At 41.9% G+C, this 22,010-nt stretch carries 27 protein-coding genes and 1 pseudogene; 17 read left to right on the top strand and 11 right to left on the bottom strand.

Features of this window, described 5'->3' with window-relative positions:
* The first annotated feature begins 9 nt into the window (after window positions 1–9).
* The 6 genes from CF596_RS03545 to rplS all read left to right on the top strand — a co-directional run bounded on the left by CF596_RS03545 (window position 10) and on the right by rplS (window position 3,501).
* The gene (locus CF596_RS03545) at window positions 10–702 is read left to right on the top strand and encodes a prepilin-type N-terminal cleavage/methylation domain-containing protein (protein ID WP_096901261.1); all 693 of its coding nucleotides are present in this window, start codon (window positions 10–12) and stop codon (window positions 700–702) included.
* The gene (locus CF596_RS03540; RefSeq protein WP_004644984.1) at window positions 702–1,127 is read left to right on the top strand and encodes a type IV pilin protein; all 426 of its coding nucleotides are present in this window, start codon (window positions 702–704) and stop codon (window positions 1,125–1,127) included. The genes CF596_RS03545 and CF596_RS03540 overlap by 1 nt, the downstream gene beginning before the upstream one ends.
* A gap of 202 nt (window positions 1,128–1,329) precedes the next feature.
* Window positions 1,330–1,587 (top strand): 30S ribosomal protein S16, encoded by a 258-nt coding sequence (rpsP, locus tag CF596_RS03535; RefSeq protein ID WP_004974526.1) that lies wholly within the window; start codon window positions 1,330–1,332, stop codon window positions 1,585–1,587.
* Between the two features lie 29 nt (window positions 1,588–1,616).
* Window positions 1,617–2,165, top strand: a complete 549-nt coding sequence (rimM, locus tag CF596_RS03530; RefSeq protein WP_096901260.1) for a ribosome maturation factor RimM — start codon at window positions 1,617–1,619, stop codon at window positions 2,163–2,165.
* Window positions 2,166–2,207: 42 nt separating this feature from the next.
* Window positions 2,208–2,948, top strand: a complete 741-nt coding sequence (gene trmD / locus CF596_RS03525) for a tRNA (guanosine(37)-N1)-methyltransferase TrmD (protein WP_096901259.1) — start codon at window positions 2,208–2,210, stop codon at window positions 2,946–2,948.
* A 181-nt stretch (window positions 2,949–3,129) separates the two neighbouring features.
* Entirely contained in the window at window positions 3,130–3,501 is a 372-nt protein-coding gene (gene rplS, locus CF596_RS03520; RefSeq protein WP_004974529.1) for a 50S ribosomal protein L19, read from the top strand.
* 68 nt (window positions 3,502–3,569) lie between these two features.
* Here the strand turns inward: rplS and CF596_RS03515 are convergent, their stop codons facing one another.
* The 3 genes from CF596_RS03515 to CF596_RS03505 all read right to left on the bottom strand — a co-directional run bounded on the left by CF596_RS03515 (window position 3,570) and on the right by CF596_RS03505 (window position 7,075).
* On the bottom strand, window positions 3,570–4,538 hold the full coding sequence (locus CF596_RS03515; protein ID WP_096901258.1) for a triacylglycerol lipase: 969 nt from the start codon (window positions 4,536–4,538) through the stop codon (window positions 3,570–3,572).
* A gap of 176 nt (window positions 4,539–4,714) precedes the next feature.
* On the bottom strand, window positions 4,715–5,632 hold the full coding sequence (locus tag CF596_RS03510) for a triacylglycerol lipase (RefSeq protein WP_242439123.1): 918 nt from the start codon (window positions 5,630–5,632) through the stop codon (window positions 4,715–4,717).
* Window positions 5,633–6,046: 414 nt separating this feature from the next.
* Window positions 6,047–7,075 (bottom strand): lipase secretion chaperone, encoded by a 1,029-nt coding sequence (locus CF596_RS03505; protein ID WP_096901256.1) that lies wholly within the window; start codon window positions 7,073–7,075, stop codon window positions 6,047–6,049.
* 144 nt (window positions 7,076–7,219) lie between these two features.
* Between CF596_RS03505 and truB the strand changes: the two genes are divergently transcribed.
* Together truB and CF596_RS03495 are read left to right on the top strand one after the other, a co-directional pair.
* On the top strand, window positions 7,220–8,125 hold the full coding sequence (gene truB / locus CF596_RS03500) for a tRNA pseudouridine(55) synthase TruB (RefSeq protein WP_096901255.1): 906 nt from the start codon (window positions 7,220–7,222) through the stop codon (window positions 8,123–8,125).
* A gap of 208 nt (window positions 8,126–8,333) precedes the next feature.
* Complete coding sequence (locus tag CF596_RS03495) at window positions 8,334–8,792, top strand: hemerythrin domain-containing protein (RefSeq protein WP_096901254.1); 459 nt, start codon at window positions 8,334–8,336, stop codon at window positions 8,790–8,792.
* A 13-nt stretch (window positions 8,793–8,805) separates the two neighbouring features.
* Here the strand turns inward: CF596_RS03495 and CF596_RS03490 are convergent, their stop codons facing one another.
* Complete coding sequence (locus CF596_RS03490; protein ID WP_096901253.1) at window positions 8,806–9,684, bottom strand: EamA family transporter; 879 nt, start codon at window positions 9,682–9,684, stop codon at window positions 8,806–8,808.
* Between CF596_RS03490 and CF596_RS14700 the strand changes: the two genes are divergently transcribed.
* On the top strand, window positions 9,638–9,793 hold the full coding sequence (locus CF596_RS14700) for a hypothetical protein (RefSeq protein ID WP_162164694.1): 156 nt from the start codon (window positions 9,638–9,640) through the stop codon (window positions 9,791–9,793). The two genes, CF596_RS03490 and CF596_RS14700, sit on opposite strands and share 47 nt — an antisense overlap.
* Before the next feature lie 49 nt (window positions 9,794–9,842).
* Here CF596_RS14700 and serA read toward each other — a convergent pair whose 3' ends face one another.
* Window positions 9,843–11,075, bottom strand: a complete 1,233-nt coding sequence (gene serA / locus CF596_RS03485) for a phosphoglycerate dehydrogenase (RefSeq protein WP_096901252.1) — start codon at window positions 11,073–11,075, stop codon at window positions 9,843–9,845.
* A 341-nt stretch (window positions 11,076–11,416) separates the two neighbouring features.
* Here serA and CF596_RS03480 point away from each other — a divergent pair, with 341 nt between their 5' ends.
* The 4 genes and pseudogenes from CF596_RS03480 (at window position 11,417) to CF596_RS03465 (ending at window position 15,015) form a co-directional block, all read left to right on the top strand.
* On the top strand, window positions 11,417–12,826 hold the full coding sequence (locus tag CF596_RS03480; protein ID WP_096901251.1) for an FAD-binding oxidoreductase: 1,410 nt from the start codon (window positions 11,417–11,419) through the stop codon (window positions 12,824–12,826).
* A 157-nt stretch (window positions 12,827–12,983) separates the two neighbouring features.
* Window positions 12,984–13,355, top strand: a complete 372-nt coding sequence (locus CF596_RS03475; RefSeq protein ID WP_004974545.1) for a hypothetical protein — start codon at window positions 12,984–12,986, stop codon at window positions 13,353–13,355.
* 138 nt (window positions 13,356–13,493) lie between these two features.
* Window positions 13,494–13,604: pseudogene (locus tag CF596_RS03470) on the top strand (pirin family protein); the annotation flags it as partial.
* 181 nt (window positions 13,605–13,785) lie between these two features.
* Complete coding sequence (locus CF596_RS03465; RefSeq protein WP_096901250.1) at window positions 13,786–15,015, top strand: MFS transporter; 1,230 nt, start codon at window positions 13,786–13,788, stop codon at window positions 15,013–15,015.
* Window positions 15,016–15,138: 123 nt separating this feature from the next.
* Here CF596_RS03465 and CF596_RS03460 read toward each other — a convergent pair whose 3' ends face one another.
* The 4 genes from CF596_RS03460 to CF596_RS03445 form a co-directional block, all read right to left on the bottom strand.
* Window positions 15,139–15,435: a DUF3817 domain-containing protein gene (locus CF596_RS03460; protein ID WP_004974548.1), complete on the bottom strand. Its 297-nt coding sequence runs from the start codon at window positions 15,433–15,435 to the stop codon at window positions 15,139–15,141.
* 340 nt (window positions 15,436–15,775) lie between these two features.
* Complete coding sequence (gene sodC, locus CF596_RS03455; RefSeq protein WP_096901249.1) at window positions 15,776–16,318, bottom strand: superoxide dismutase family protein; 543 nt, start codon at window positions 16,316–16,318, stop codon at window positions 15,776–15,778.
* A 163-nt stretch (window positions 16,319–16,481) separates the two neighbouring features.
* Window positions 16,482–17,621, bottom strand: a complete 1,140-nt coding sequence (locus tag CF596_RS03450; RefSeq protein WP_096901248.1) for an AI-2E family transporter — start codon at window positions 17,619–17,621, stop codon at window positions 16,482–16,484.
* Window positions 17,622–17,729: 108 nt separating this feature from the next.
* The gene (locus CF596_RS03445; protein ID WP_096901247.1) at window positions 17,730–18,374 is read right to left on the bottom strand and encodes a ParA family protein; all 645 of its coding nucleotides are present in this window, start codon (window positions 18,372–18,374) and stop codon (window positions 17,730–17,732) included.
* A gap of 117 nt (window positions 18,375–18,491) precedes the next feature.
* On the opposite strand from CF596_RS03445, the gene CF596_RS03440 reads away from it, so the two are divergent.
* Window positions 18,492–18,965: a Holliday junction resolvase-like protein gene (locus CF596_RS03440; RefSeq protein WP_096901246.1), complete on the top strand. Its 474-nt coding sequence runs from the start codon at window positions 18,492–18,494 to the stop codon at window positions 18,963–18,965.
* A gap of 133 nt (window positions 18,966–19,098) precedes the next feature.
* Here the strand turns inward: CF596_RS03440 and CF596_RS03435 are convergent, their stop codons facing one another.
* On the bottom strand, window positions 19,099–19,725 hold the full coding sequence (locus tag CF596_RS03435) for a class I SAM-dependent methyltransferase (RefSeq protein ID WP_096901245.1): 627 nt from the start codon (window positions 19,723–19,725) through the stop codon (window positions 19,099–19,101).
* Window positions 19,726–19,900: 175 nt separating this feature from the next.
* Here CF596_RS03435 and CF596_RS03430 point away from each other — a divergent pair, with 175 nt between their 5' ends.
* Both CF596_RS03430 and CF596_RS03425 read left to right on the top strand, forming a co-directional pair.
* Complete coding sequence (locus CF596_RS03430) at window positions 19,901–20,467, top strand: hypothetical protein (RefSeq protein ID WP_171287417.1); 567 nt, start codon at window positions 19,901–19,903, stop codon at window positions 20,465–20,467.
* A gap of 9 nt (window positions 20,468–20,476) precedes the next feature.
* Window positions 20,477–20,887 carry a protease inhibitor I42 family protein gene (locus tag CF596_RS03425; protein WP_096901244.1) on the top strand — a complete coding sequence of 137 codons (411 nt, stop codon included), beginning with the start codon at window positions 20,477–20,479 and terminating at the stop codon, window positions 20,885–20,887.
* A gap of 149 nt (window positions 20,888–21,036) precedes the next feature.
* Here CF596_RS03425 and CF596_RS03420 read toward each other — a convergent pair whose 3' ends face one another.
* Window positions 21,037–21,369: a HopJ type III effector protein gene (locus tag CF596_RS03420; RefSeq protein ID WP_096901243.1), complete on the bottom strand. Its 333-nt coding sequence runs from the start codon at window positions 21,367–21,369 to the stop codon at window positions 21,037–21,039.
* 235 nt (window positions 21,370–21,604) lie between these two features.
* Here CF596_RS03420 and crcB point away from each other — a divergent pair, with 235 nt between their 5' ends.
* Window positions 21,605–21,982: a fluoride efflux transporter CrcB gene (gene crcB / locus CF596_RS03415; RefSeq protein ID WP_096901242.1), complete on the top strand. Its 378-nt coding sequence runs from the start codon at window positions 21,605–21,607 to the stop codon at window positions 21,980–21,982.
* Window positions 21,983–22,010 lie beyond the last annotated feature (28 nt).

Below are 22,010 nucleotides of genomic sequence, written 5' to 3'. Positions count from 1 at the left end.
GGGTAAATCATGAAAAAATACTTCGCTAGAGTGGTTTTTTTGCAGAGGTCGAATATAGTTGCGAACTTTGCTTGTGAGTTAAAAACTTGCAAGCAGGGATTCGCCCGCCTCAACCGCAATGCTGGATTTACACTTATTGAACTGATGATTGTTATCGTGGTTATGGCAGTTCTTGCTGCCATCGCTTATCCTAATTATACGCAATACATGGAAAGACGAGATTTGGCAATCGCGAGACAAGAAGCCTTGCGTATTGCTGCAGAGCTTGAACGGTTTAAATCAAGGAATTTTGGTTATAAAGGTTTCGATGCTAGTTATTTGTATGTATATACAGAGACGGATGCTGATGGAAATCCTACAACTGCCAGTTATTATAATAAAACGACGGGTCAATTGTTGTTGCCACTAGGCTCAACGAGTTCCACTGCGAAATATACGTTGACATTGGCGAATGGAGGAACAGGACATAAGCCCTTAACGATTGTTAAAGGACCTGATGGTCAAGAAACAGCAGATTCGGCGAGTGTGAACGGTTTGAGCTGGGTAATGTCGCTAGAGCGGGCTAAGGATAGTGATGGTGAGCCAAAACAGCCACGTAATTACGATCTGCTTTTAAGCAATACAGGTATACGTTGTATGACAAAAGTCAAAGATGTAGTGACAGGTTATGCAAATTGCGGCAGTTATAGCGAGTCATGGTAATGAAAAAATACTCTTTAGCATTTACTTTAATTGAATTAATGATTGTTGTCGCAATTATTGGCATCTTGGCAGCAATTGCTTATCCATCTTACACACAGTACAAAATCCGTACCAATCGGGCAGATGTGCAAAGTGAAATGATGCAAATAGCCCAGCGGTTACAGAGTTATTATGTCATCAATCATAATTATACCAACGCAAGATTGGACAATGGCACAGTGAGTAAAGCCTATCCTGCTTCAGGAAGTGTATATACCATCACCCTTGCGCCACTCGATCAAACTTGGACGCTTACGGCAGTCCCAACCCCGAATACAGTTCAAGATGGTAATGGAGCAGTGGTGCTAAATAGCCAAGGACAAAAATGTTGGGAGAAAGGAACGACATGCAGTGTTTCTACATCTTCAAATTGGGAAAGTCGTTAATTCTCGTTTGATGAAGTCTCTTAAAAGAGCATTCCTAGATGCTCTTTTTTGTAAAAAATCCAAATTCAAAACTGTGGATAACCTGAAATTTGATCTTTCTTTCAGCGCAAATATAACGTAAAATACTGCCCTCTATGAAAGGGGTTTGAAATGTATCGATGGTCGGTACAGGGATAATCCGTAAAAACTATAAGGTTGTATCATGGTAGTTATTCGTCTTACTCGTGGTGGTGCTAAAAAGCGTCCATTCTATCAAATCGTTGTAACTGACAGCCGCAATGCGCGTGACGGTCGTTTCATCGAACGTATCGGTTTCTTCAACCCAACAGCGCAAGGTAAAGCAGAAAAACTTCGTTTAGATGCTGACCGTTTTGCACACTGGGTTGCTCAAGGCGCTCAACCGTCTGAACGTGTTGCTTCTTTAGCTGCTCAAGCGAAGAAAGCTGCAGCTGCTGCATAATTTTTACAAATTAAGTAGTAGGTTAGCCCATGACACCAACACAGAATGTGCCCGAAGATCGTATTCAGATTGGACAGCTACGTTCAGCTTATGGATTAAATGGGTGGCTCTGGGTCTATTCCAATACAGAACCCATGAGCAACATATTTGACTACCTGCCTTGGTACATTGAGACCAAAGCAGGTTGGCAAATGGTCGATGTAAAACGTTGGAAACCACATGGCAAAGGCTTGGTGGTCAGCTTAAAAGGTGTGAGTGATCGTACCGCAGCAGACAACTTGGTTGGCGCAAATATCTGGATTTCAAAAGCGCAACTGCCTCAACCAGGCGTGGACGAGTATTATTGGTCTGATTTAAAAGGTCTAACAGTGTTAGGTCTGGACGATGACGAACAAGAAGTGAACCTCGGTCAAATCCATGAACTGTTTGAAACAGGTGCCAATGACGTGATGGTAGTTCGCGCAACTGCCGATAGCGTCGATAGCGAAGAGCGTATGATTCCATGGCATAAAGATGTGGTACAACGCGTTGATCTCGAAGCGGGTCGCATCTACGTAAATTGGGGCGTAGATTATTAATCCATTCAGGATTCGCAGAGCAGGAAAATAGAGGAGTCTGCGGTGTTTTTTGCAGTCATTACGCTTTTTCCTGAAATGTTTGAAGCGATTACAGCTTACGGTATTAGCGGACGTGCAGCAAAACGTGAATTGATGCAAATTCATTGCATTAATCCACGTGATTATGCACAGGGCAACTACAAACGGGTGGATGAACGTCCATTTGGTGGTGGTCCGGGTATGGTGATGATGGCAGAGCCTTTGGCGCAAGCAATCCAGCATGCCAAACAGCTTGCACAGCAAGCAGGAGCAGTTCAAGTACCTGTGGTGTATATGTCGCCACAAGGTAAAACCTTAAACGAAACTGCAGTACAACAATTCGTTGAATATGATGGATTAATTGTATTGTGTGGTCGTTATGAAGGGGTCGATGAGCGTTTAATCCAAAACTATGTTGATCAGGAATGGTCAATTGGAGATTACGTTTTATCGGGTGGGGAGCTACCTGCAATGGTGTTGTTGGACAGTATTATTCGGAGACTTCCAGGTGCTATGTCTGATGAGCAATCTCATGTGCAAGACTCATTTGTGGATGGTCTTTTAGATTGCCCACAATATACCAAGCCAGACCATTTTGAAGGTTTGGATGTCCCTGAAGTATTAAAGTCGGGTCATCATGCCAATATTGAAAAATGGCGGTTTTTGCAGCGTTATCAACGGACTTTAGAGCGTCGACCTGAGTTGATTGAAAAAGTTGAGTTGAGCAAGCAGCAAAAAAAATGGCTAAAAGATTCGCAAGGGTAGACCAAATAATTGGTTTATCTAAGCACCATGGCTACAGGCAGTTGGTTTGTAGTCTTAAATAGGCTCTTTATGCATTGAAGCGGTCAGGCATAAAGGGAAAGTCAATCGGGCCTATGCGCTTTAGCCTCTAGACCCAGTGGAAATCAGACCTCTTCTGACCCACACATACTGGAGATACCCCATGAGTGGTAAGCATCCTTTAGTACAAGCTGTTGAAAATGCACAGCTTAAGCAAGACATCCCAGCTTTTGCACCAGGCGATACAGTTATCGTTCAAGTAAAAGTAAAAGAAGGTGATCGTGAGCGTCTTCAAGCATTTGAAGGTGTGGTAATTGCGAAGAAAAACCGTGGTTTGAACTCTGCGTTCACAGTACGTAAAATTTCTAGCGGTGTTGGTGTTGAGCGTGTTTTCCAAACTCACTCTCCAATCGTTGCGAAAATCGAAGTGAAACGTCGTGGTGACGTTCGTCGTGCTAAACTTTATTACCTACGCGAATTGTCTGGTAAAGCTGCACGTATTCGTGAGAAATTACCAGCACGTAAACAAGGTTAATTTTAACTTTGCGTTACAGCTAAAAAATGCGCCGTTTAGGCGCATTTTTTTATGTGTGCTATTTGAATTTATAAACCTTGTAGTTTTAGGCGGTTAGCATGTTGACGGTAGACATCGACAGGATCTGGGGCAAAGATATCTTTCATGCCCAAGACTTGATTGACTTCATCCAAGTGGTTCCAATAGTAGTTATCACGAATGGTTTTACCAAATTTGGCACTGCAACGTGATACTAAACCATCATTATCACGGCCATTATCAATCAATAAACTGGTCGCCAGCATGGCTGAGTCTGGATCAAGTATATTGGTAACAGCCGTATTACCCGTAAATGAATAGAACTGGATGCCTTTTTCTTGATAAGCGCCCTCACCACAACTCGTCGTTGGCATACCCATTGGGAATTTGCTGTTAAATTGTGCTGAGCCAGCCAAAGTTAAGCTTTTTGCACTCGCCAACGAATCATGTGGATAGCTGTTTGGGTCTAAACCTTGTGCCCAAGTGATGGTTTTGGAAACTAAATTGACCATATCCATTAATGGCTTTTCGAGTGGTGTGCCTTGTACTTTTAGAATAAAGTCGGCCACAGGCGAGCCTTTATTTGGTGCACCGACAGCAGTCAGCGATGCGACTTTAGACGGCATCACGCCTGCAACATAACGAATGGTTGGCCCACCATGCGAGTGACCAATTAGGTTGACTTTGCTTGCACCTGTAATTGCAAGAATTTCATCGACTTGTTGTGCCAGTTGTTCACCACGAACTTCCGATGAGTTAAAAGGAGATACGCGGGTTGCCCAAGCGTTGGCACCGTTACGTGCTAAATTGGGTAAAATTTGGTACCAATAATCGACACCTAACTGATCTCCACCAATATTGATAAAGCCTGCCATACCGTGAGTAAACACAATCGGATATTTGGTTTTGGCATAACTGGAGATCACGAAGTTAGATTTGACCTGTTCTGCATTGGATGCGTGCGCGGTACTGAAGGTACTAGCCGCAATTAAGCCTGCAATGAATAATCCATATTTCATATAACATCCTCTATTTTATTGTGCTTTCCTAGCATGACAATATCTATTGTCAAATATCATTATTCAGGAAATTTGCTAGATTGCAAGTTCTGAATGATTCATGGTTATTGAACTTCTTGCACTTGAGTTTCAAGTACAGGAAGATGGTTTTGCCAAGATTGAAATGAGCTTTACTATTACAAACCTTGTAATTTTAATCGGTTGGCATGTTGTCGATACAGTGCAACTGGGTCAGGTGCAAACAAGCCCGTTAAGCCAAACATCATGTTGGCAAGGTCGGTATGATTTAGTCGGTAGTTGTCACGAATGACGTGTCCAATGTGGGTACTACAACGTGCGACCATGCCATCGTTGTCTAAATTGCCATAAGACAGTGGGCCGAGTTGCGTTAAAACAGTGTCAATATCCAGTAAATTGGTGGCTTGTGCTACACCTGTCCATGAATAGTAATGAATCCCGCGATCTACTTTGGCACCGCTGCTGCTGCAATTTGCGGCCAAGGCTGTGGTTGGAAAACGACGGTTAAAATCTGCAGACGCTGTTTCGGTTAAAGAAGCCATCGATGCATCAAAATCGACAGGCATGTCTGGCTGTTGCTGCGCCCAAGTAATGAGAGGCGCCACCATATAGTCGCCTAAAATATTAAACGCGGTGCGTGATAAACGATTATTTTGAATATCATCGGCAACTTTGGAGCCACGGAATGTACCTGCAACGCCCGTAATTGATGCCACATATTCAGGTTTGGTCGCAGCTACATAACGTACTGTTGGGCCACCATGTGAGTGACCAATTAAATTGACTTTGGATTTTCCAGTGATTGCCATGACTTCTTCGACTTGGGCAATCAGTTGTTCACCTCGAAATTCAGTACGATGTGCAGGGGAGAGTTGTGAAGCAAAAACGGTTGCGCCATTACGTGCCATATCTGGCAAAATTTGATACCAATAATCCATATTAAAGGTTTCATTGCCAATGCGTGACCAACCGAGCCAGCCGTGGACCATAAGCAATGGATATTTGGTTTTGGCATAGTCAGATTTGGCCTGTTCCTGAATAGGCAACACGCTTGGAGCAGCTTGAGCGACACCCATTGAACCGAGCAAGCAGCCAGTGACAGCCAATGTAATTGCCCGTATGTTAGAGATGATGGTCATAAAACAATCCTGTGTTCTTTATTTTTATTACAAGTGAAGTGGTGGCTTCGCTTCCCTCCTGAAAGCTCAGATATGCAAATTGCCGTTGGTTACGGCACATTATTGTGAGTCATCCTCGACTATTTTTTGTACGCTCAGGTATTTTTTCATGCGTAATTTAGAAAAAACATATCATTTGGGGACAGTTATTGCGCATTGTCCCAGAGATTTGTAAATCTACATGCATATTGATATCTATTTAATATTTATAGACATTTGTATATTAAATCGTTGTGGTGAGCTTGTACTAAAACAGCTTTTCAGGCATAAAAATAGGGCATGTTGAATGCCCCAGTTTCCTATGTAGATATGTTAGTCAGCAAAAGGTAATTTTCCACCTTGATCATGTACCTGTTCAAAGGTTTCTAAACGCAATTGCTCTTGTGGATTTTGAAAATGCTGTCCGCGTAATTGTTTCACGGCTTGTTGCTTGGCTTGATCATTCATTCCACTTTGCATGATTTGATCACGCGTACTTAAATAATCCTCTACTCGTGATTTCCACTGACTGCGTTGCCCATCTAATTGTTCTAAACGCTGGGTGGCTTCAGGGCCAACCAGATTTAAACGCATTTGTCGAATTTCAGCAGCAGAGCCGCCGCGTGCTTTAATTGCTGCGGTTAAACTGCGCAAATCCTGTAAAGTATTTAACTGTTCTAAATTCTCCTGCCAATCTTGCGGGAGTTGTTTAAATAATTCTTGTAATTTCTGCGCTTTTTCAGCTTCGGACAATTTTTTATCATCCATCACCGCCATACGTTTTAAGGTGTATTCGTGGTAGATATCTTCCGTACCAAATAAACCTTCAATTTCATAATCTGAAAAATACTGTTTACGCAGGTTTTGCATATTGCTAAAAATGCTGCGGTAATATTGCGGATCTTCCTGACTCAAGTTCGGTGTTTGCAGTTGCCCCAACGCATTTCTGTAGTCTAAATAACGCTGCCATAAATCTAAAATTTGCGATAAAGCAGGCTCTTTATGGCTTTGCGTAATATAGGCTTTAAAATCTGTACTGATTGCTTCAAGGCTCTTTTCGCCATATTGGGTAATAAAATATTCAAAACAATTGCGGGTTTGTTCATTCACAATCAGACGATTACTTGCATCCAGTTTAAGCTGACAATTGACTTCGGTGTCCTGCTGACTTGGGCTTAAAAAATTTGCAGCAGGGTTATTTTGCATGGCTTGCTGCATGCTCAAAGCTTGAGATGTTTCATCATTTGAGCTTTGCTGGGGTGATGTATCGGGGGAGTTTGATTGTGGCATCAGCCAATACACCAAAGCCGCAATCAGCAGTATCACTACGCCTAAAACAATCCATATTTTATGTTTCTGCATTTCAATGCACCTGTTTATCCATTTTATTTTTTTAATCCTAAGCGCTCAAATATGCCATAAAAGTAAGTCGCTGTTCTAGAAATGTTGTCATTTATCGCGGCAGATTGTTACCATGACGCAGTTTTGCTTTGACCTATGTGTGCTATGAAATCATCTGCGGCTAAAATCCAGCGTCGTGCCATTAGTGGTGTATTTTTATTGAATAAACCTTTGGGCATCAGTTCCAATGCAGCGTTACAAAAAGTGCGTTGGTTATATCGGGCGCAAAAAGCAGGGCATACAGGAGCATTAGATCCATTGGCTTCGGGTTTACTGCCGATTTGTTTGGGTGAAGCGACCAAATTTTCGCACTATTTACTCGATTCGGTGAAATGCTACCAAACTACCATTCAATTGGGACACAGCACCACCACGGGAGATGTCGAGGGTGAAGTGCTGTTGCAGCAGGCTGTACCTGCATTGAGCCAAGAGCGCATTGAACAGGTATTGGCACAATTTCAGGGCGATATTATGCAAGTTCCGCCCATGTATTCTGCCTTAAAAAAAGAAGGTCGTCCGTTATATGAATTAGCGCGACAAGGCATTGAAATTGAACGTGAAGCGCGTCCAGTCACAATTTATGCCATTGAATTGCTGTCTTTTACAGAACAGAGCATCACTTTGGATGTAACTTGTTCTAAAGGCACGTATATTCGTGTTTTAGGTGAAGACATTGCCAAAGCCTTGGGTACTTATGGACATTTGACCTATTTGCATCGGATTAAAACGGGACATTTTGACCTGATTCCGAGTTATAGCATTGAATATTTGGAAAGTTTAAGTGAAGCAGAACGTGAGGCTTTATTGCTGCCTGCGTATGCACCTGTGCAGCATTTTCTACACATTCAAGTCCCTGAAGGACGCGCTGAATATTTTAGTCGTGGCATGGAAAGTAATATTGACCATCCTGCAGCAACGCAAGTGTTGGTCTTTGATGGTGAAAAGTGTTTAGGTTTGGCTGAAATTACAGATAAAAAGCGCTTGGTACCGAAACGGGTTTTAAATCTCTAAATTTTGCTCAGATACATAACTTGAATAAAGTGGGTAAGTGAATTAAAGCTTTCTATACAAATAGTTGCAGGAATTTGGATTGATCCTCTATACAGTAGCTAGAGGATTAAAAAACGAAATCAAAACTGACTCCAAAACCGATGTGGATGTGTGAGTAGATTCTTATCAATCTGTTCGCCGCGCATGGGTTAAAAATAGAGGGCTGCACATGAATATTTTTGAAGCTTTACGCCAAAGTCACGACATCCAACGAGATTTAGCCCGCCAACTGACGCAAACTTCAGGTGATAGCCCTGAACGTAGAGCGGTATTTGAACAACTTAAAAATGAATTATTTGCGCATGCAGTGGCAGAAGATCGCTATTTTTATATTCCCTTAATGATGACTGATGCGGGTTTAAATATCACTCGCCATGCTTTGGCAGAGCATCATCAAATGGATGAATTACTCGAACAATTAACCGAAACGGAAATGAGCAACACGGGTTGGCTGGCAATTGCCAAGCAACTGTCAGATAAAGTGCATCATCATTTAAAAGAAGAAGAACATGGCTTTTTTCAGCAGGCAGGCAAAATTTTGTCTGAACAGCAAAAACAAAGTCTAGCCAAGCAATATTTGGCAGAATATGAAAAATACCAACAGATGCCTAAAGACAGTTTGGTTTAAGCATTTTTCTGATTTAAACATTCTGCGGCTGTTTGGATTTTTTTACTGCTCTAAAAGTAACGCCCACCGAAGCTAACATAATGCAGCATAAGGCAATCCATTGCAGTGAAGTAATTTTCTCACCCAACAATACCAAGCCTGTCAGTGCAGCCAAAGCAGGCGATAAACTGGAAAGTGTGCCATAACTCATTTTGCTGAGTTGTTTTAAGGCCTGTAAATCCAGCGCATAAGGAATGGCCGTGGCAAGCACTGCAATGGCAAGCGCCTTGCCCCAATACTGGGTTTCAAAAAGTGCAGGGGCATTGTTATACAATCCAAATGGAATTAGGGCCAAAGCCGAAATACTGATGGCGATGGTTAGTGCATGCATGCCAATATTTTGCTGTACCACTTTTTGGCCAAAGTAAATATAAAAGGCCCAGCATAGACCTGCACCCAAAGCGAAGGCTGCGCCCAAGATGCTAAAATTATCGCCGTGAGCTTGTCCCCATGGCACCATGAAAATAATGCCTAAAATGGCCAAGAACACCCAGATATAATCTTTACGGTTTTGAATGGACAATAAAGCCAAGCCCAAAGGCCCGACAAACTCTAAACCCACCGCAATACCTTGTGGCAATTTACCTAAAGATAGATAAAACAGAATATTCATTAAGCCCAAGGCGGCGCTATAGCACAATAAATCACGCCATTTTAAATGTGCGAGCCGTGACAGAATTTGCCATGAGCGAAACATGATTGCCACAATTACACTGGCAAAGCACAGCCGTAAAATTGTCACAGTAAGCGGGTCAAGCACCTGAAACAATTGTTTGGCAAAAGAAGCACTGATTTGATAGGAGATCATGGATAAAACCATGAACAACACCGCAGTGAGTTGGGCGTTTGGCATGGGGCAGAAAAATACTCAACAGTGTGGAAATGGGAAGGTCAGGCAGATTATAGCAAGTTTAAAAATACAGGGCTGTGGCAACTCAAGGTTACTCATAGATCAGGCATAAAAAACCACAGTGCTAAGACTGTGGTTTTTTGTAGCATCAGCGTGTGGTCTTAGAACAAGACACGTACGCGAATTGTGCCTTCAACTTCGTGTAAAGTATCTAGTGCTTCTTTAGATGCAGTCGCATCAACATCCATCACTAAATAACCGACATCACCTTTGGTCATAAGTGACTGACCAGAGATGTTGATGCCGTGTTCAGCAAACAAGTTGTTGATTTTAGACAATACACCTGGAATGTTTTGGTGAATATGCAATAAACGGTGCTTGCCTTCAGTCAATGGCAGTGCAATTTCAGGGAAGTTCACTGCAGACAAAGTCATACCTTTATCTGAATATGCAACAAATTTCTCTGCCACTTCTAAACCAATGTTCGCTTGCGCTTCCATGGTCGAACCACCCACGTGCGGTGTTAAAATCACGTTTGGTAGGTTACGTAGTGGGGAAACAAATTCTTCACCATTGGCTTTTGGTTCTTTCGGGAATACGTCAACTGCAGCACCTGCAATATGACCAGATTTGATGGCATCTGCCAAATCTTCAATCACCACACAAGTACCACGTGCCGCGTTAATGAAAATTGCGCCTTCTTTCATTTGTGCAAATTGTTCTTTTGCCATGAAATTGCGGGTAGATGGTACATCTGGAACGTGTAAAGAAACCACGTCAGCATTTGCCAATAATTCGCTCATAGAGCCAACTTGACGTGCATTACCTAACGGTAATTTGGTCACAGCATCATAATAAATTACGTGCATACCCAAGCTTTCAGCCAATACTGAAAGTTGAGAACCAATTGAACCGTAACCCACGATACCTAAAGTTTTACCACGTGTTTCAAATGAACCGACTGCAGACTTGTTCCAGCCACCTGCATGTGTATCGGTTGATTTTTCAGGTACGCGACGTAGCAATAAAATTGCTTCAGCCAATACCAATTCTGCAACCGAACGGGTGTTTGAATAAGGGGCATTGAAAACTGGAATACCACGTTCCATTGCTGCAGTTAAGTTCACTTGGTTTGTACCAATACAGAAACAACCTACCGCAATTAGTTTGTTCGCAGCTTCAAAAACTTCTTCAGTTAGCTGTGTACGTGAACGAATTCCAATGAAATGCGCATCTTTAATCGCTTCTTTTAACGCATCGCCCTCAAGCGCCGTTTTACGATAATCGATGTTGGTATAACCCGCTGCATTTAACACGTCGATTGCGTTCTGGTGTACGCCTTCTAACAACAAGAAACGAATTTTATCTTTAGGTAGTGAAAGATGTTGGCTCATTACGGCTCCGCTACAAAGGCCAAATTTAGTGGCGGTATGATAACATAGGAGATGGGTCGATATACATTTCCTTTATGACCAAGAGTGCAGGTATTTTTTGTCAGATATAATCTCTTTCAGAAATATTGCCCAAAATTACCCTGTTCTTACCACGTTATATTATCGGAATTGCCAATATTCACAGGTTTTTCAAAAAAATCGCTTATAATAAGCGGCACACATGAAAGCCAACCCACGCTGTTGCTTTGATGCACATATTTAGTCTGCAGTATCTTCAAATTGATCAAGATATGCAGACAGTCGCTTTTCTTCCTGTTTAATTCTTGCTAGGTCTGCAAACGATGAATGCTCCAGTCGCTTTAACCCCTGAGTTATTGACCCAATTAACGGCAATAGTCGGTGAAAACCGTATTAAAACGGATGCCGATAGCCTCCAAAACTGGGGTCGTGACCATACAAAGCATTTTGATCCGAAACCATCGGTCATCGTTTTCCCATCAAGCACAGAGCAAGTACAAGCCATTGTAAAACTGGCGAATGAGTTTAATGTGGCCATTACTCCATCGGGCGGACGTACAGGTTTATCTGCGGGTGCGGTGGCAGCCAATGGTGAAATTGTCGTCAGCATGGACAAGATGAACCAAATCTTGGAATTTTTCCCTGCAGACCGTATGGTACGTGTGCAAGCGGGTGTGGTGACTGAGCAACTACAAAACTATGCCGAAGAACAAGGCATGTATTATCCAGTCGATTTTGCATCTTCAGGTTCTTCACAAATTGGCGGTAATATTGGTACCAATGCGGGCGGTATTAAAGTCATTAAATACGGCATGACCCGTAACTGGGTGTTGGGTCTGACTGTGGTAACAGGCAAAGGAGATATCCTGCGTCTGAACAAAGGCATGATCAAAAACGCAACGGGTTATGCACTGCAACATTTATTTATTGGCGGTGAAGGTACACTTGGTCTGGTGACCGAAGCAGAAATTAAGCTAGAACGTCAACCCCAAGATTTACAAGTCATGGTGTTGGGCGTGCCTGATTTTAATTCGGTGATGCCTGTATTACATGCCTTCCAAGCCAAAATTGATCTGACTGCATTTGAATTCTTTGGTGAATTGGCGATGCAAAAAGTTTTAGATCATGGTCATGTGCAACGTCCATTTGAAACCGAATGTCCATTTTACGTGTTGCTCGAATTTGAAGCGCCATTTGAGCCAATTATGGACAAGGCGATGGAAATTTTCGAACACTGTATGGAACAAGGCTGGGTAATGGATGGCGTATTGAGCCAAAGCCTAGACCAAGTTGAAAGTTTATGGCGTTTGCGTGAAGACATTTCTGAGTCGATTGCACCGTTTATTCCATATAAAAACGATATTTCAGTATTGATTACTCATGTTCCTGCATTTATTCAGGAAATTGATGCAATTGTGGCAGAAAACTATCCTGACTTTGAAATTTGCTGGTTCGGCCATATTGGTGATGGTAACTTGCACCTGAACATTCTAAAACCTGCCGATTTAAGCAAAGACGAATTCTTTGCCAAATGTCAGGTGGTAAATAAGTATGTATTTGATACTGTGAAGAAATATGATGGTTCTATTTCTGCAGAACACGGTGTAGGCATGACCAAAAAACCATATTTGGAATATTCACGTTCAGCTGAAGAAATTGAATATATGAAAGCGTTGAAAAAGGTTTTTGACCCTCAAGGCATTATGAACCCAGGCAAATTATTTGATTTGTAATTCCTTTCGCCTTTCATTTATTTAAGTGAATTGAAAAACGCATCCTCGTGATGCGTTTTTTTATGCCGCTGTTTTAATTTTACATTTCTGTTCTAGCGTTTCTGCTCGAACAAGGCATCATAGAAGCATAAATAATAATCAACATTTTGGAGGAGTTATGTTGCGTTTAATCACGGTTTCCGCATTGGGTGTTGCGTTATTGTCAGGCTGTGCGACTACACAGAATATTATTTCACAAGTTACGCCTGCAGAAACACCTTTGGCGCAGGTACTCAAACAACGTCCAGATTTGCGTAAAGAATTGGCTACCGTTGAAATTCGTCAATACTTTAACCGTGTCGAAGCACCAACTGCGGCAGAAGTAAAAATTACCGAAACAGGCTTAATGGATGATTCGGTACGTTCAATTCGTAGTATTTATCACTTTAAAAATATTAATGGACAATGGCAGCAGGGTGATGTGCAAACCGCTTACTTATGCGCACGGGGTAAAAATACCAAGACTTTCCAAAGTAAAAAATGTCCTTAAATTGCTGTAGTGCTTAGGTAAATCTTGCATGATGTTCTAAAAATGTAACACAGCGTCTGAGGATAATACTCGTGTTATCCACAGCTTTTATTTAGGATGACTTCATTCGATTCAAAAACGTGTGAGCGCAGCATGTCCATCAAAACTCTAGCATTTCTACACCGCAATGATAGCCGTTTTGCCGTGGGTGATTTTTATCCTGTGCTTTCGGTATTTTCACATTATGAATTGGGCAATACTGTATCGCCTTAACCCGCTGAAGGAGGTGATGCTTAACTTGGTCTGATGTCACATCAAGTGCCGCAATTTATTTAACGGACTTAAAAAATGCGCCATAAATTTGCCATTCAACTCTGTTAAACTGCAGCTCAATTTTCTATTTTTATGGGCTAAACGCGGCTGACTTGCATCGTTTTGTCCTTTATAACTCATGCCACAGCAGCAAAAAAATACCATTCAACGTGCCACACTCATGTTTCCCTTGGCTTTGGTCTTGTTTGAGTTCGCGGTTTATATTGGCAATGACTTGGTTCAACCCGCGATGTTGGCCGTCACACAAGATTTTGGTGTCAGTAGTGCATGGGCAGCTTCGTCCATGTCATTTTATTTGCTGGGGGGTGCTTGTGTGGCGTGGTTATTGGGGCCACTCTCTGACCGTTTGGGACGCAAAAAAGTATTATTGGGCGGCGTGGCATTTTTTACCCTAACCTGTTTATTGATTTTATTGACTCAGAACATTGAAAGCTTCCTTGTTCTTCGTTTTTTTCAAGGTTTTGGTTTGTCAGTCATTAGTGCAGTCGGTTATGCGGCTATTCAGGAAAACTTTGCAGAACGTGATGCAATTAAAGTCATGGCGCTCATGGCGAACGTCTCTTTACTTGCTCCCTTGCTCGGCCCAGTCTTAGGTGCATTTATGATTGAGCATGTTTCTTGGCATTGGGGTTTTATCGGCATAGCACTGTTGGCATTTTTGAGTTGGTTTGGACTGAAAGCCAAAATGCCTGAAAATCAGCAGCGTATTCCCAAACCTCCATTTCGAGATGTATGGGATGATTTTAAACAAGTTTTTCAAAATACCAGATTCTTAGGTTTGACATTGGCGCTGCCCTTATTGAGCATGCCTTTAATGTTGTGGATTGCGTTATCTCCTGTGATGTTGGTGGAAGAGTTAGGCTTTAGTAGTCTGCAATACGGTTTGGCGCAGTTTCCTGTTTTGGGTGGTTTGATTTTAGGCAATCTGGTACTGATGAAAGTCATTGACCGTTTACCTTTAGGAAAAACAGTCTTGATTGGTTTACCTTTAATGTTGTTGGGTAGTGTGCTGATCGTATTGGGGGCAATTTGGCAAAGCTATTTTGTTTGGTGTTTGGTGATTGGTATGAGCTTGATTAGTTTTGGTGAGGGAATGAGCTTCTCAGTCTTATACCGTTTCGCTTTAATGTCATCGGAAGTGTCTAAAGGTACTGTTGCTGCTAGTGTTTCAATGATATTGATGCTGTGCTTTTTTATTGTGATTGAACTGGTGCGTGTTTTATATATGCGGTTTGATATTTGGGCGTATAGTTTGGCTTGTTTGGTGCTGATAACGCTCTGGTTTAGTTTGCCACGCATGATGCTTAAACAGGTGATGCAGGAGCGAGTTGCTGCAGGGCAGTTTTAAGGGGTTAAATTTTTCAGCTGCATCATAAAACAAGGTGATGTGGCATCACCTTGCAAACATTTGATTTATAAATTAAAGTTGAGAAAATGTGTAATATGATGAAAGCTGAAAAGGACTTGCAGATTAAGCTTGTACTGGTTGTTCCATCTTTTTCAATTTAGCATCAAAAACAAATGGGCCAAAAGGTAAAATTGAAGCAATTAAGCCCAAAATAAACATTTTAAGAGACCATTTTTGTTTTTCACAAACCACAAAAAGCACCACTAAAAATGCGATAAACAATACGCCGTGTCCCATACCTACATATTTCACTAAAATTGGGTTATCGAACATATATTTCATGGGCATAGCAATAAATAACAACAATAAGAATGAAATACCTTCTAGGAACCCAACCCAACGTAATGTTTTAATGTTCATGCCCAAATCTTTTTCATGTCGATAAAACAGCAGTGTAGCGCAAATAGTGACAATCGCAAAGACGAGCTGTTGGGAGCTCTGCACATTGATGAGCTAGATACGATGGCTGCAAAATTGAGCTAATTTTTTGCAAATTAGTAGCAAGTTATTCAAAAACGAGTAAGTGTGGTTATGAAAGACGACCGATATAAAGCAAGAAGACCTGCATTGAGCGTCGTTTGAGAATAATCCTCAAAAAGATAAATTTTACTTTTTGCGGATAAGTCGAAAGGCATGTGTATAACCCTTAACTTATCCACAATTGGTAATAAATGTTTTATTGAAAATGCATCATGCTCGCTTAAATAATCCCACAGGCAATTCGCTCACCGCCGCCGCCCAATGGTTTTGGATGGTCGGCATAGTTATCACCGCCTGCATGAATCATCAAGGCCAATCCTTCAACTTGTGCCAATGTTAAACGTGGTGCAATCACGGTTACTTTGGCTGTTCCATCGCTTGCAACACTTAAAGCAGGTAAATCACCTAAATGTCCTGTTAGTGGTGTACCATGATGCGGGACATTTTTCGGATTAAAATGACCGCCCGCTGCCAAAGCAGCAACCATTTTTCCATCTTTTTCTGCTGCTGCACATGAACCTTTTTCATGGATATGAAAACCACGTTCACCTGCAGGGAGTTGCTGGAGTTGGGTGTGAATAACTAAGCCTGCTGCACTGTCACGCAGTTCAACCGTACCTAATTCTTTGCCAATACCTTGTGCTGAAACAGCATGCATTTTCACTAATTTTGATTTTTCTTGTGAGGTTGCAGTGGTGCTGCAGCCCATGAGTACGAGACCACTAAAAGCAGCAAGACTAGCAAATTGGAGTATTGAGCGCATAAAAGACATCCTGTTTGTTGTGCATAATATTTAGGGATGTCTTGATTGAAACAAAGTTAGCCACGTTACAATACAACGTTTGCGTAGTGGAATGTATGTACTGTGTTGAGCTGATTTGTTCAGATCAACACAGTCATGTGAGCAATATGATCAGAAAGAAAGCTTAATCAAGCTTTGAATTGGAAGATGAATCGTCTTCGGGTAGGTCGTGGGCAAGTGTGGCTTTCGGCATCATTAAAGCTTCGGGTTGATTATTTTCATGCAACCATTCACGCCAAATGGCCAGTAACACGGCCAAAATAACAGGGCCAATAAACAGACCAATTAAGCCAAAGCTAGCAATACCACCCAGTACACCAAACATAATCAATAAGAATGGAATTTGGGTCGCACCTGAAATCACCAAAGGTCGGATGACGTTATCTGCCGTGCTGACTACACACACGCCCCAAGCCATAACGCCAATGGCTTCCATGGTATGCCCTTGGGTGAATAACCATAAGGATACCGAACCATAAGCCAGCGGTGGGCCAAAGGGAATCAGCGCAAATAAGAAGGTCACAATTGTCAGTACCATTGGGTTAGGTACATCGGCCACAAAATAACTTACACCTGCCAATAAGGCCTGTGCAATTGCCGTAAGACCAACCCCATACACCACGGCACGTGTGGTTTCAGAAATGGTATCTAAATAGTGGTGAATACGTGGCCCAATCACCATTTCTAAAGCCTTGCTGACTTGATGCAAGATGGTGTGACCATCACGATAGAAAAAGAAGAGCGATAACAGGGCAAAACCCAGTTTAATCAGATTTTTACTGACCTCATTAATGACCACTTTTCCGTAGTTTAAATGTCCCTGAATCCATAAGGAAATAGACTGCACAATACTGTTGGGATCGTGGTTAATTTCTTTGAGAGTGCGGGTGACTTCTTTTCCGATAATCGGTAAATTACGAATAAGATCAGGCACATCTAAATGCCCAGAAAAGACCTGTTTTTGCAATTCGTAATATAAATTGCGACCTTCATGTTGCAGAATAAAAATGGCAAAGGTGAGTGGAATACCTACTACCAACGTGACCAACAGCATCATTAGGGCTGCACTGAGTGTAGGACGATGACCGCATAGACGTAGCACCGACTGATACAGTGGCCAGCTCATGTAGGCAATAATTGCTGCCCAAACAACAGGAACAATGAAGTATTTGAGTATATGAAAACCCAAAAACATCAGGACAAAAAACAGTCCAAACAATAAAATTTTTTGTAATGTTGGCGCGTACTGTTGCACTGAATTCACTGAAACATTCCTAAGGTCATGTGCCATATTAACTGAAAAAAAAGCTCCCGAAAACGAGAGCTTGGTAAGTTCTGGTGAATAAACCCTAAACAGGGGGTATTCTAGGCTTTAAAACCATTGGCTAGGGTCATCTACTATGGCGTTTAACACAGGTTGCCATTGATCTTGCATCTGTAAATAAGTCTTTTGAGTTTTATCAAAAATACTGAGACCCTGCATGGCCAATTGTCCGTAAGCGGCGCGTTCTGAAATCCAAGCCACAGGCTGCTGTTCAATTTTTTGGAAAAAGTCCTGAATATCTTTAGAACTGGCAGAGTTTGGTTTGACACGGTTGGCCAGTAATAAAATTTGTACCTTGCCTTTGCGAATGCGCTTAATATCTTGTAAATGCTTTAAAAAGCGACGAGTGGAGTCAATATCAAAAAACGAAGGTTGTAGCGGCGTGATAATAGCATGCGCTTCACTGACCAATTGTTCAGCATGCTCACCCGATAATGCCCCAGGTGCATCAATAATTAAGTATTCAATATTTTTAGGTGCATCACCAATCGACTTTTCGTGACGCCAGTCCAGACTTTGAATTGGGGCGGCTGTTTCTGGTCGTTGTTTTAACCACTGTAGCGCAGATTTTTGGTTGTCGGCATCAGCTAAGGCAACTTTATAGCCTTTTTGTGCAAGTGCAGATGCTAAACTAATAGCCGTAATGGTTTTACCACAGCCACCTTTTTGGTTGGCAATTAATATAGTTTTCATGACCCTCGAATCGATTTTACGCTGCTCACTCCTAGCATAGCATTGTTTTATGCTCGGAATATGACAGTTGACAAAAGTCGTAAAGAGAACTGAAAAAATTCAGGATTAGAAGGTTAAATGTCAATTTGGATGGCCATGCTGATTGGGGCATGTATAGGCGTAGTGTTGACCACGCTGATTTTGAGTAATAGCCGTAACGGGCGGATTAAAGCTGAGTATGAGCAATATATTGCAGAAATTGAACTGGCTCATCAGCAGGCGTTATTGCAGGCGCAAAAGCGCAGTGTAAATACCAGCCGTGCGGTGTTAAAAGGCAAAATGGCAGAGCAGCTGGCACCGATTATGCCTGAATTTCAGTATTTACCCAGTGACGCCAAATTTTTAGGTGATCCTGTCGATTATGTGGTGTTTGATGGTTATACCGATTATCGGGATGGCAACGGACGTGCCGAAGATATTGCCATTGTCTTAATTGATATTAAAAGTGGTGGTGCGCGTCTGACCAAAGGCCAGCAAGCCATCGCTCAGGCAATTCAGCAGGGTAAAATTCGTTTTGAAACCATCCGCATTGATTTTCAAGATGATGATTAAACATCATTCACGCTGCAACAACGTGACATGACGTCATCTTTGTGGGGTGCATGGTAATGTAAGAGGCATAATTGGCTTTAGCTATTGAAGCAAAGTCTTCGCATTTAGATTTTAAAGTGATGACTTCAATTTATCATTTAGGTTTATGCACCCGTGCCAATAACATACGCTGTGCAAGACTTGGAATGCCTGCAACATCGATATAGCGGACTTCGCCTAATTCAAAACCCGTTTCGAGTAGGGCGACTTCAATATCACGATTTAGATGGCAGCCATCTGCAACTTTCTTTTGAATAGGGGTGAGCAGGTGCTGTAAACGCTGAATACTTAGGCTTTGTCGGTTCAGCACATGCTCCACCACATGCAAAGTACCACCAGGTTGTAGTACTCGATAAATTTCCCGCAAACTTTGTGCCAAATCTGCGATGCTGCACAGCGTCCAAGTAGACACCACATGCTGTAGTTGTTCATCGGCAAAAGGGAGTTGTTCTGCACTTGCAGCAATGTGCTCAACTAAAAAGGGGGCTGCGTCAATTCGTTCCTGTGCCAGTTGAAAGACGGCTGCATTGGGCTCTAAGGCATAAACCGTATCGACATTTTGATAAAAAGCTAAATTGATCCCTGTACCAAAGCCTATTTCCAACACTTCACCTGACACGCCCAATAAAAGTTCACGGCGCAAATCCATGAGCGATGGGGTTTGCATGACTTGATTGAGCAGGTGCGGAAAAATATGTTTTTGATAAAGTCGGTACAGCATATTTTAATCTAATCATTCCTTTTTATTGCCTTTGAGCTTAGCTGAAAAGTCTGTACTTTTGCTATGTCAGTACATGCCAAAGACTGCATTTTGTTACTAATTTCAACTATTGTATTCATGATCTGGCGCTAAGATAAAAAGCTGAATACATGAATTTGATGGGCTGATGACCATGATGAAAAAGCATATTTCACTCAAACTGACCGCATTATTGCTGACTTTGGCTTTGCCATGTTCTGGCTATGCTTCGGTTGAGCGTAATATTGCCAAAGGCTTACCACCTGTGGTGAAAGGTCAGTCGATTGAAGTCTTACAACCTTTTAAAGGTGATTTTCGGATTTTGGGTTCTAAAACCTATCAACATGATGCCCAAGCCAAATTTTCCCCCATTGATTATGCGGTAAGTTGGGGCTTATTTGCTGAGCCTGAAATTGCCCGTCATATCACGGTCAATCAATATGACCGCTATTTAAACTGGAAAATAGATCGTTTGCCCGTACCTGCGGAACAAGCCATGCAAATGGTCTCCAATATGCACATCATTCCTGCCAACCCACAAATTGCCAAAGAAATTAAGAAGGTCAAACGTGGCGATTTGGTACGTTTAAAAGGGGAGTTGGTGGAAGTCAAAGATCAGGATTTGGTCTGGACATCATCGCTTACTCCTACCGATACGGGGGATGGTGCTTGTGAGGTATTTCGCGTCAGTTCAATTCAGTGGATTGAAAAGGTTAAAAGTTAGGACAGGGTGATGAATTGCTATTTGCGCATGGGTTTGAGTGGATGTGTTGTGTCATTGGGCTTAAGCGCATGCACAGGTATGAATTCAAGCATTGATGGGCAAACTTTTAAATTTACAGCGCAGCAGCAATGTCCCGCATTGTTAGAGATGGATGTCGGACAAACTTTAGAATTACAACTAAATGAAAACCCAAGCACAGGCTATCAATGGAGTTTGGTAGAGCCGCTGACATTATTTGATGTAGAAAGTATTTATCACACTGCTGAAGCTTCATCTTCTGCCCAAGTAGGGCAAGGCGGACAAAAAATATTTTATTTTCAGGCAATCAAGGCTGGTCAGGAATTGCTCCACGTGAAACATGCCCGAGCATGGGAAAAAACCGCAATACAAGAATGGCATTGTCGGGTACGTATTTCTTGATGTGTTTGATTTTGCTAAACAGCTTGAATTGTTGTGAGATTTAGCAGCAAAAAATCTATAATTTTCTTAAAATAAAAAGCCGTGTGAGGCTGTTTATAATCAGTATCGCACGGCTTTCCTATCTAAATTTAAAACTAAAATACTCAAAATTATTTGGCGCTGAGTGCTTGTCCTTCAAATTTGATGCCATCCCAGCCATGTTGCATAAACTGGCGAATATTTTGGTGGTCACTGCCTGTCGGGTTTGCACGTACCGAGGCATAGTGTTCTGCAAACAAACTGAGGGTTTGTGCTTGATCTAAACTTTTTAACTGAGCAAAAGAAAACACTTTGGCGCTGCCCTGATTTTCAGTGGCAGCATTGTTTTGTTGTCCATTTTTAAATGCGGTTGGGGTGTGGTTATAGTGTGCTTCAATGAATGCAATCACATCGGCAAATGTTGCGTTACCTGCGTCAAGTTGAGCCAATAATTCTTTTGCCATGACTTCCTCCACATGTGCCTAAATTGAAATAATATGCAGACTAGCGCAATTTAGTTTTGAGTGGAAAACTTTTTCGTGTATTTAACTTATGTGATTTAGGAAGATGTAAAATCTGAGCAAAGATATGGATGCTTCGGGCAAGAATATCTTGAAATACAGAGTGAGATCACGTGTGACTAAAAATTATGGCTGTGAGAAATACACGACATAGCCGCAAAAAAGGACAGCAGAACAGATGAATTGGCTATTGGTGGCAATTGGCGGTGCATTGGGGGCAAGTTTACGTTATGCCGCAAGCCTGTATTTATTTAAATCGGCACAGCATTTTCCATGGGCAACGTGGTCGGTTAATCTGTTTGGCTGCTTTTTGGCAGGTGTATTTTTTGCGTTGAGTCAGAAATATCCTGTGTTGCAGCAGGAAGCCCGCTTATTGCTGATGGTTGGAGTTTTAGGTGGGTTTACCACATTTTCTAGCTTAGGTTTGGAAACTTGGCAACTGTTACGGCAAGGACAGCACGGTTTAGCTTTTGGCTATGCCATGTCGAGCGTGGTTTTTGGGGTGATTTTTCTGGTTGTAGGTTTTTATAGCATTCAACAAGTGTTAAAACATTAACTGCTTATATTTGCTTTTCAGATAAAAA

Source organism: Acinetobacter sp. YT-02, from assembly GCF_002412355.1.
Lineage (GTDB): Bacteria > Pseudomonadota > Gammaproteobacteria > Pseudomonadales > Moraxellaceae > Acinetobacter > Acinetobacter towneri.
Note: the sequence above shows the minus strand (reverse complement) of the source record. Positions and strands in the feature narration are given on the sequence as shown.

Coding starts and splice junctions, on each gene's coding strand:
- CF596_RS03545 (WP_096901261.1), top strand. CDS start 10: ATGAAAAAATACTTCGCTAGAGTGGTTTTTTTGCAGAGGTCGAATATA.
- CF596_RS03540 (WP_004644984.1), top strand. CDS start 702: ATGAAAAAATACTCTTTAGCATTTACTTTAATTGAATTAATGATTGTT.
- rpsP (WP_004974526.1), top strand. CDS start 1,330: ATGGTAGTTATTCGTCTTACTCGTGGTGGTGCTAAAAAGCGTCCATTC.
- rimM (WP_096901260.1), top strand. CDS start 1,617: ATGACACCAACACAGAATGTGCCCGAAGATCGTATTCAGATTGGACAG.
- rplS (WP_004974529.1), top strand. CDS start 3,130: ATGAGTGGTAAGCATCCTTTAGTACAAGCTGTTGAAAATGCACAGCTT.
- CF596_RS03515 (WP_096901258.1), bottom strand. CDS start 4,538: ATGAAATATGGATTATTCATTGCAGGCTTAATTGCGGCTAGTACCTTC.
- CF596_RS03510 (WP_242439123.1), bottom strand. CDS start 5,632: ATGGGTGTCGCTCAAGCTGCTCCAAGCGTGTTGCCTATTCAGGAACAG.
- CF596_RS03505 (WP_096901256.1), bottom strand. CDS start 7,075: ATGCAGAAACATAAAATATGGATTGTTTTAGGCGTAGTGATACTGCTG.
- truB (WP_096901255.1), top strand. CDS start 7,220: ATGAAATCATCTGCGGCTAAAATCCAGCGTCGTGCCATTAGTGGTGTA.
- CF596_RS03495 (WP_096901254.1), top strand. CDS start 8,334: ATGAATATTTTTGAAGCTTTACGCCAAAGTCACGACATCCAACGAGAT.
- CF596_RS14700 (WP_162164694.1), top strand. CDS start 9,638: ATGGATAAAACCATGAACAACACCGCAGTGAGTTGGGCGTTTGGCATG.
- CF596_RS03490 (WP_096901253.1), bottom strand. CDS start 9,684: ATGCCAAACGCCCAACTCACTGCGGTGTTGTTCATGGTTTTATCCATG.
- serA (WP_096901252.1), bottom strand. CDS start 11,075: ATGAGCCAACATCTTTCACTACCTAAAGATAAAATTCGTTTCTTGTTG.
- CF596_RS03480 (WP_096901251.1), top strand. CDS start 11,417: ATGAATGCTCCAGTCGCTTTAACCCCTGAGTTATTGACCCAATTAACG.
- CF596_RS03475 (WP_004974545.1), top strand. CDS start 12,984: ATGTTGCGTTTAATCACGGTTTCCGCATTGGGTGTTGCGTTATTGTCA.
- CF596_RS03465 (WP_096901250.1), top strand. CDS start 13,786: ATGCCACAGCAGCAAAAAAATACCATTCAACGTGCCACACTCATGTTT.
- CF596_RS03460 (WP_004974548.1), bottom strand. CDS start 15,435: ATGAACATTAAAACATTACGTTGGGTTGGGTTCCTAGAAGGTATTTCA.
- sodC (WP_096901249.1), bottom strand. CDS start 16,318: ATGCGCTCAATACTCCAATTTGCTAGTCTTGCTGCTTTTAGTGGTCTC.
- CF596_RS03445 (WP_096901247.1), bottom strand. CDS start 18,374: ATGAAAACTATATTAATTGCCAACCAAAAAGGTGGCTGTGGTAAAACC.
- CF596_RS03440 (WP_096901246.1), top strand. CDS start 18,492: ATGTCAATTTGGATGGCCATGCTGATTGGGGCATGTATAGGCGTAGTG.
- CF596_RS03435 (WP_096901245.1), bottom strand. CDS start 19,725: ATGCTGTACCGACTTTATCAAAAACATATTTTTCCGCACCTGCTCAAT.
- CF596_RS03430 (WP_171287417.1), top strand. CDS start 19,901: ATGAAAAAGCATATTTCACTCAAACTGACCGCATTATTGCTGACTTTG.
- CF596_RS03425 (WP_096901244.1), top strand. CDS start 20,477: ATGAATTGCTATTTGCGCATGGGTTTGAGTGGATGTGTTGTGTCATTG.
- CF596_RS03420 (WP_096901243.1), bottom strand. CDS start 21,369: ATGGCAAAAGAATTATTGGCTCAACTTGACGCAGGTAACGCAACATTT.
- crcB (WP_096901242.1), top strand. CDS start 21,605: ATGAATTGGCTATTGGTGGCAATTGGCGGTGCATTGGGGGCAAGTTTA.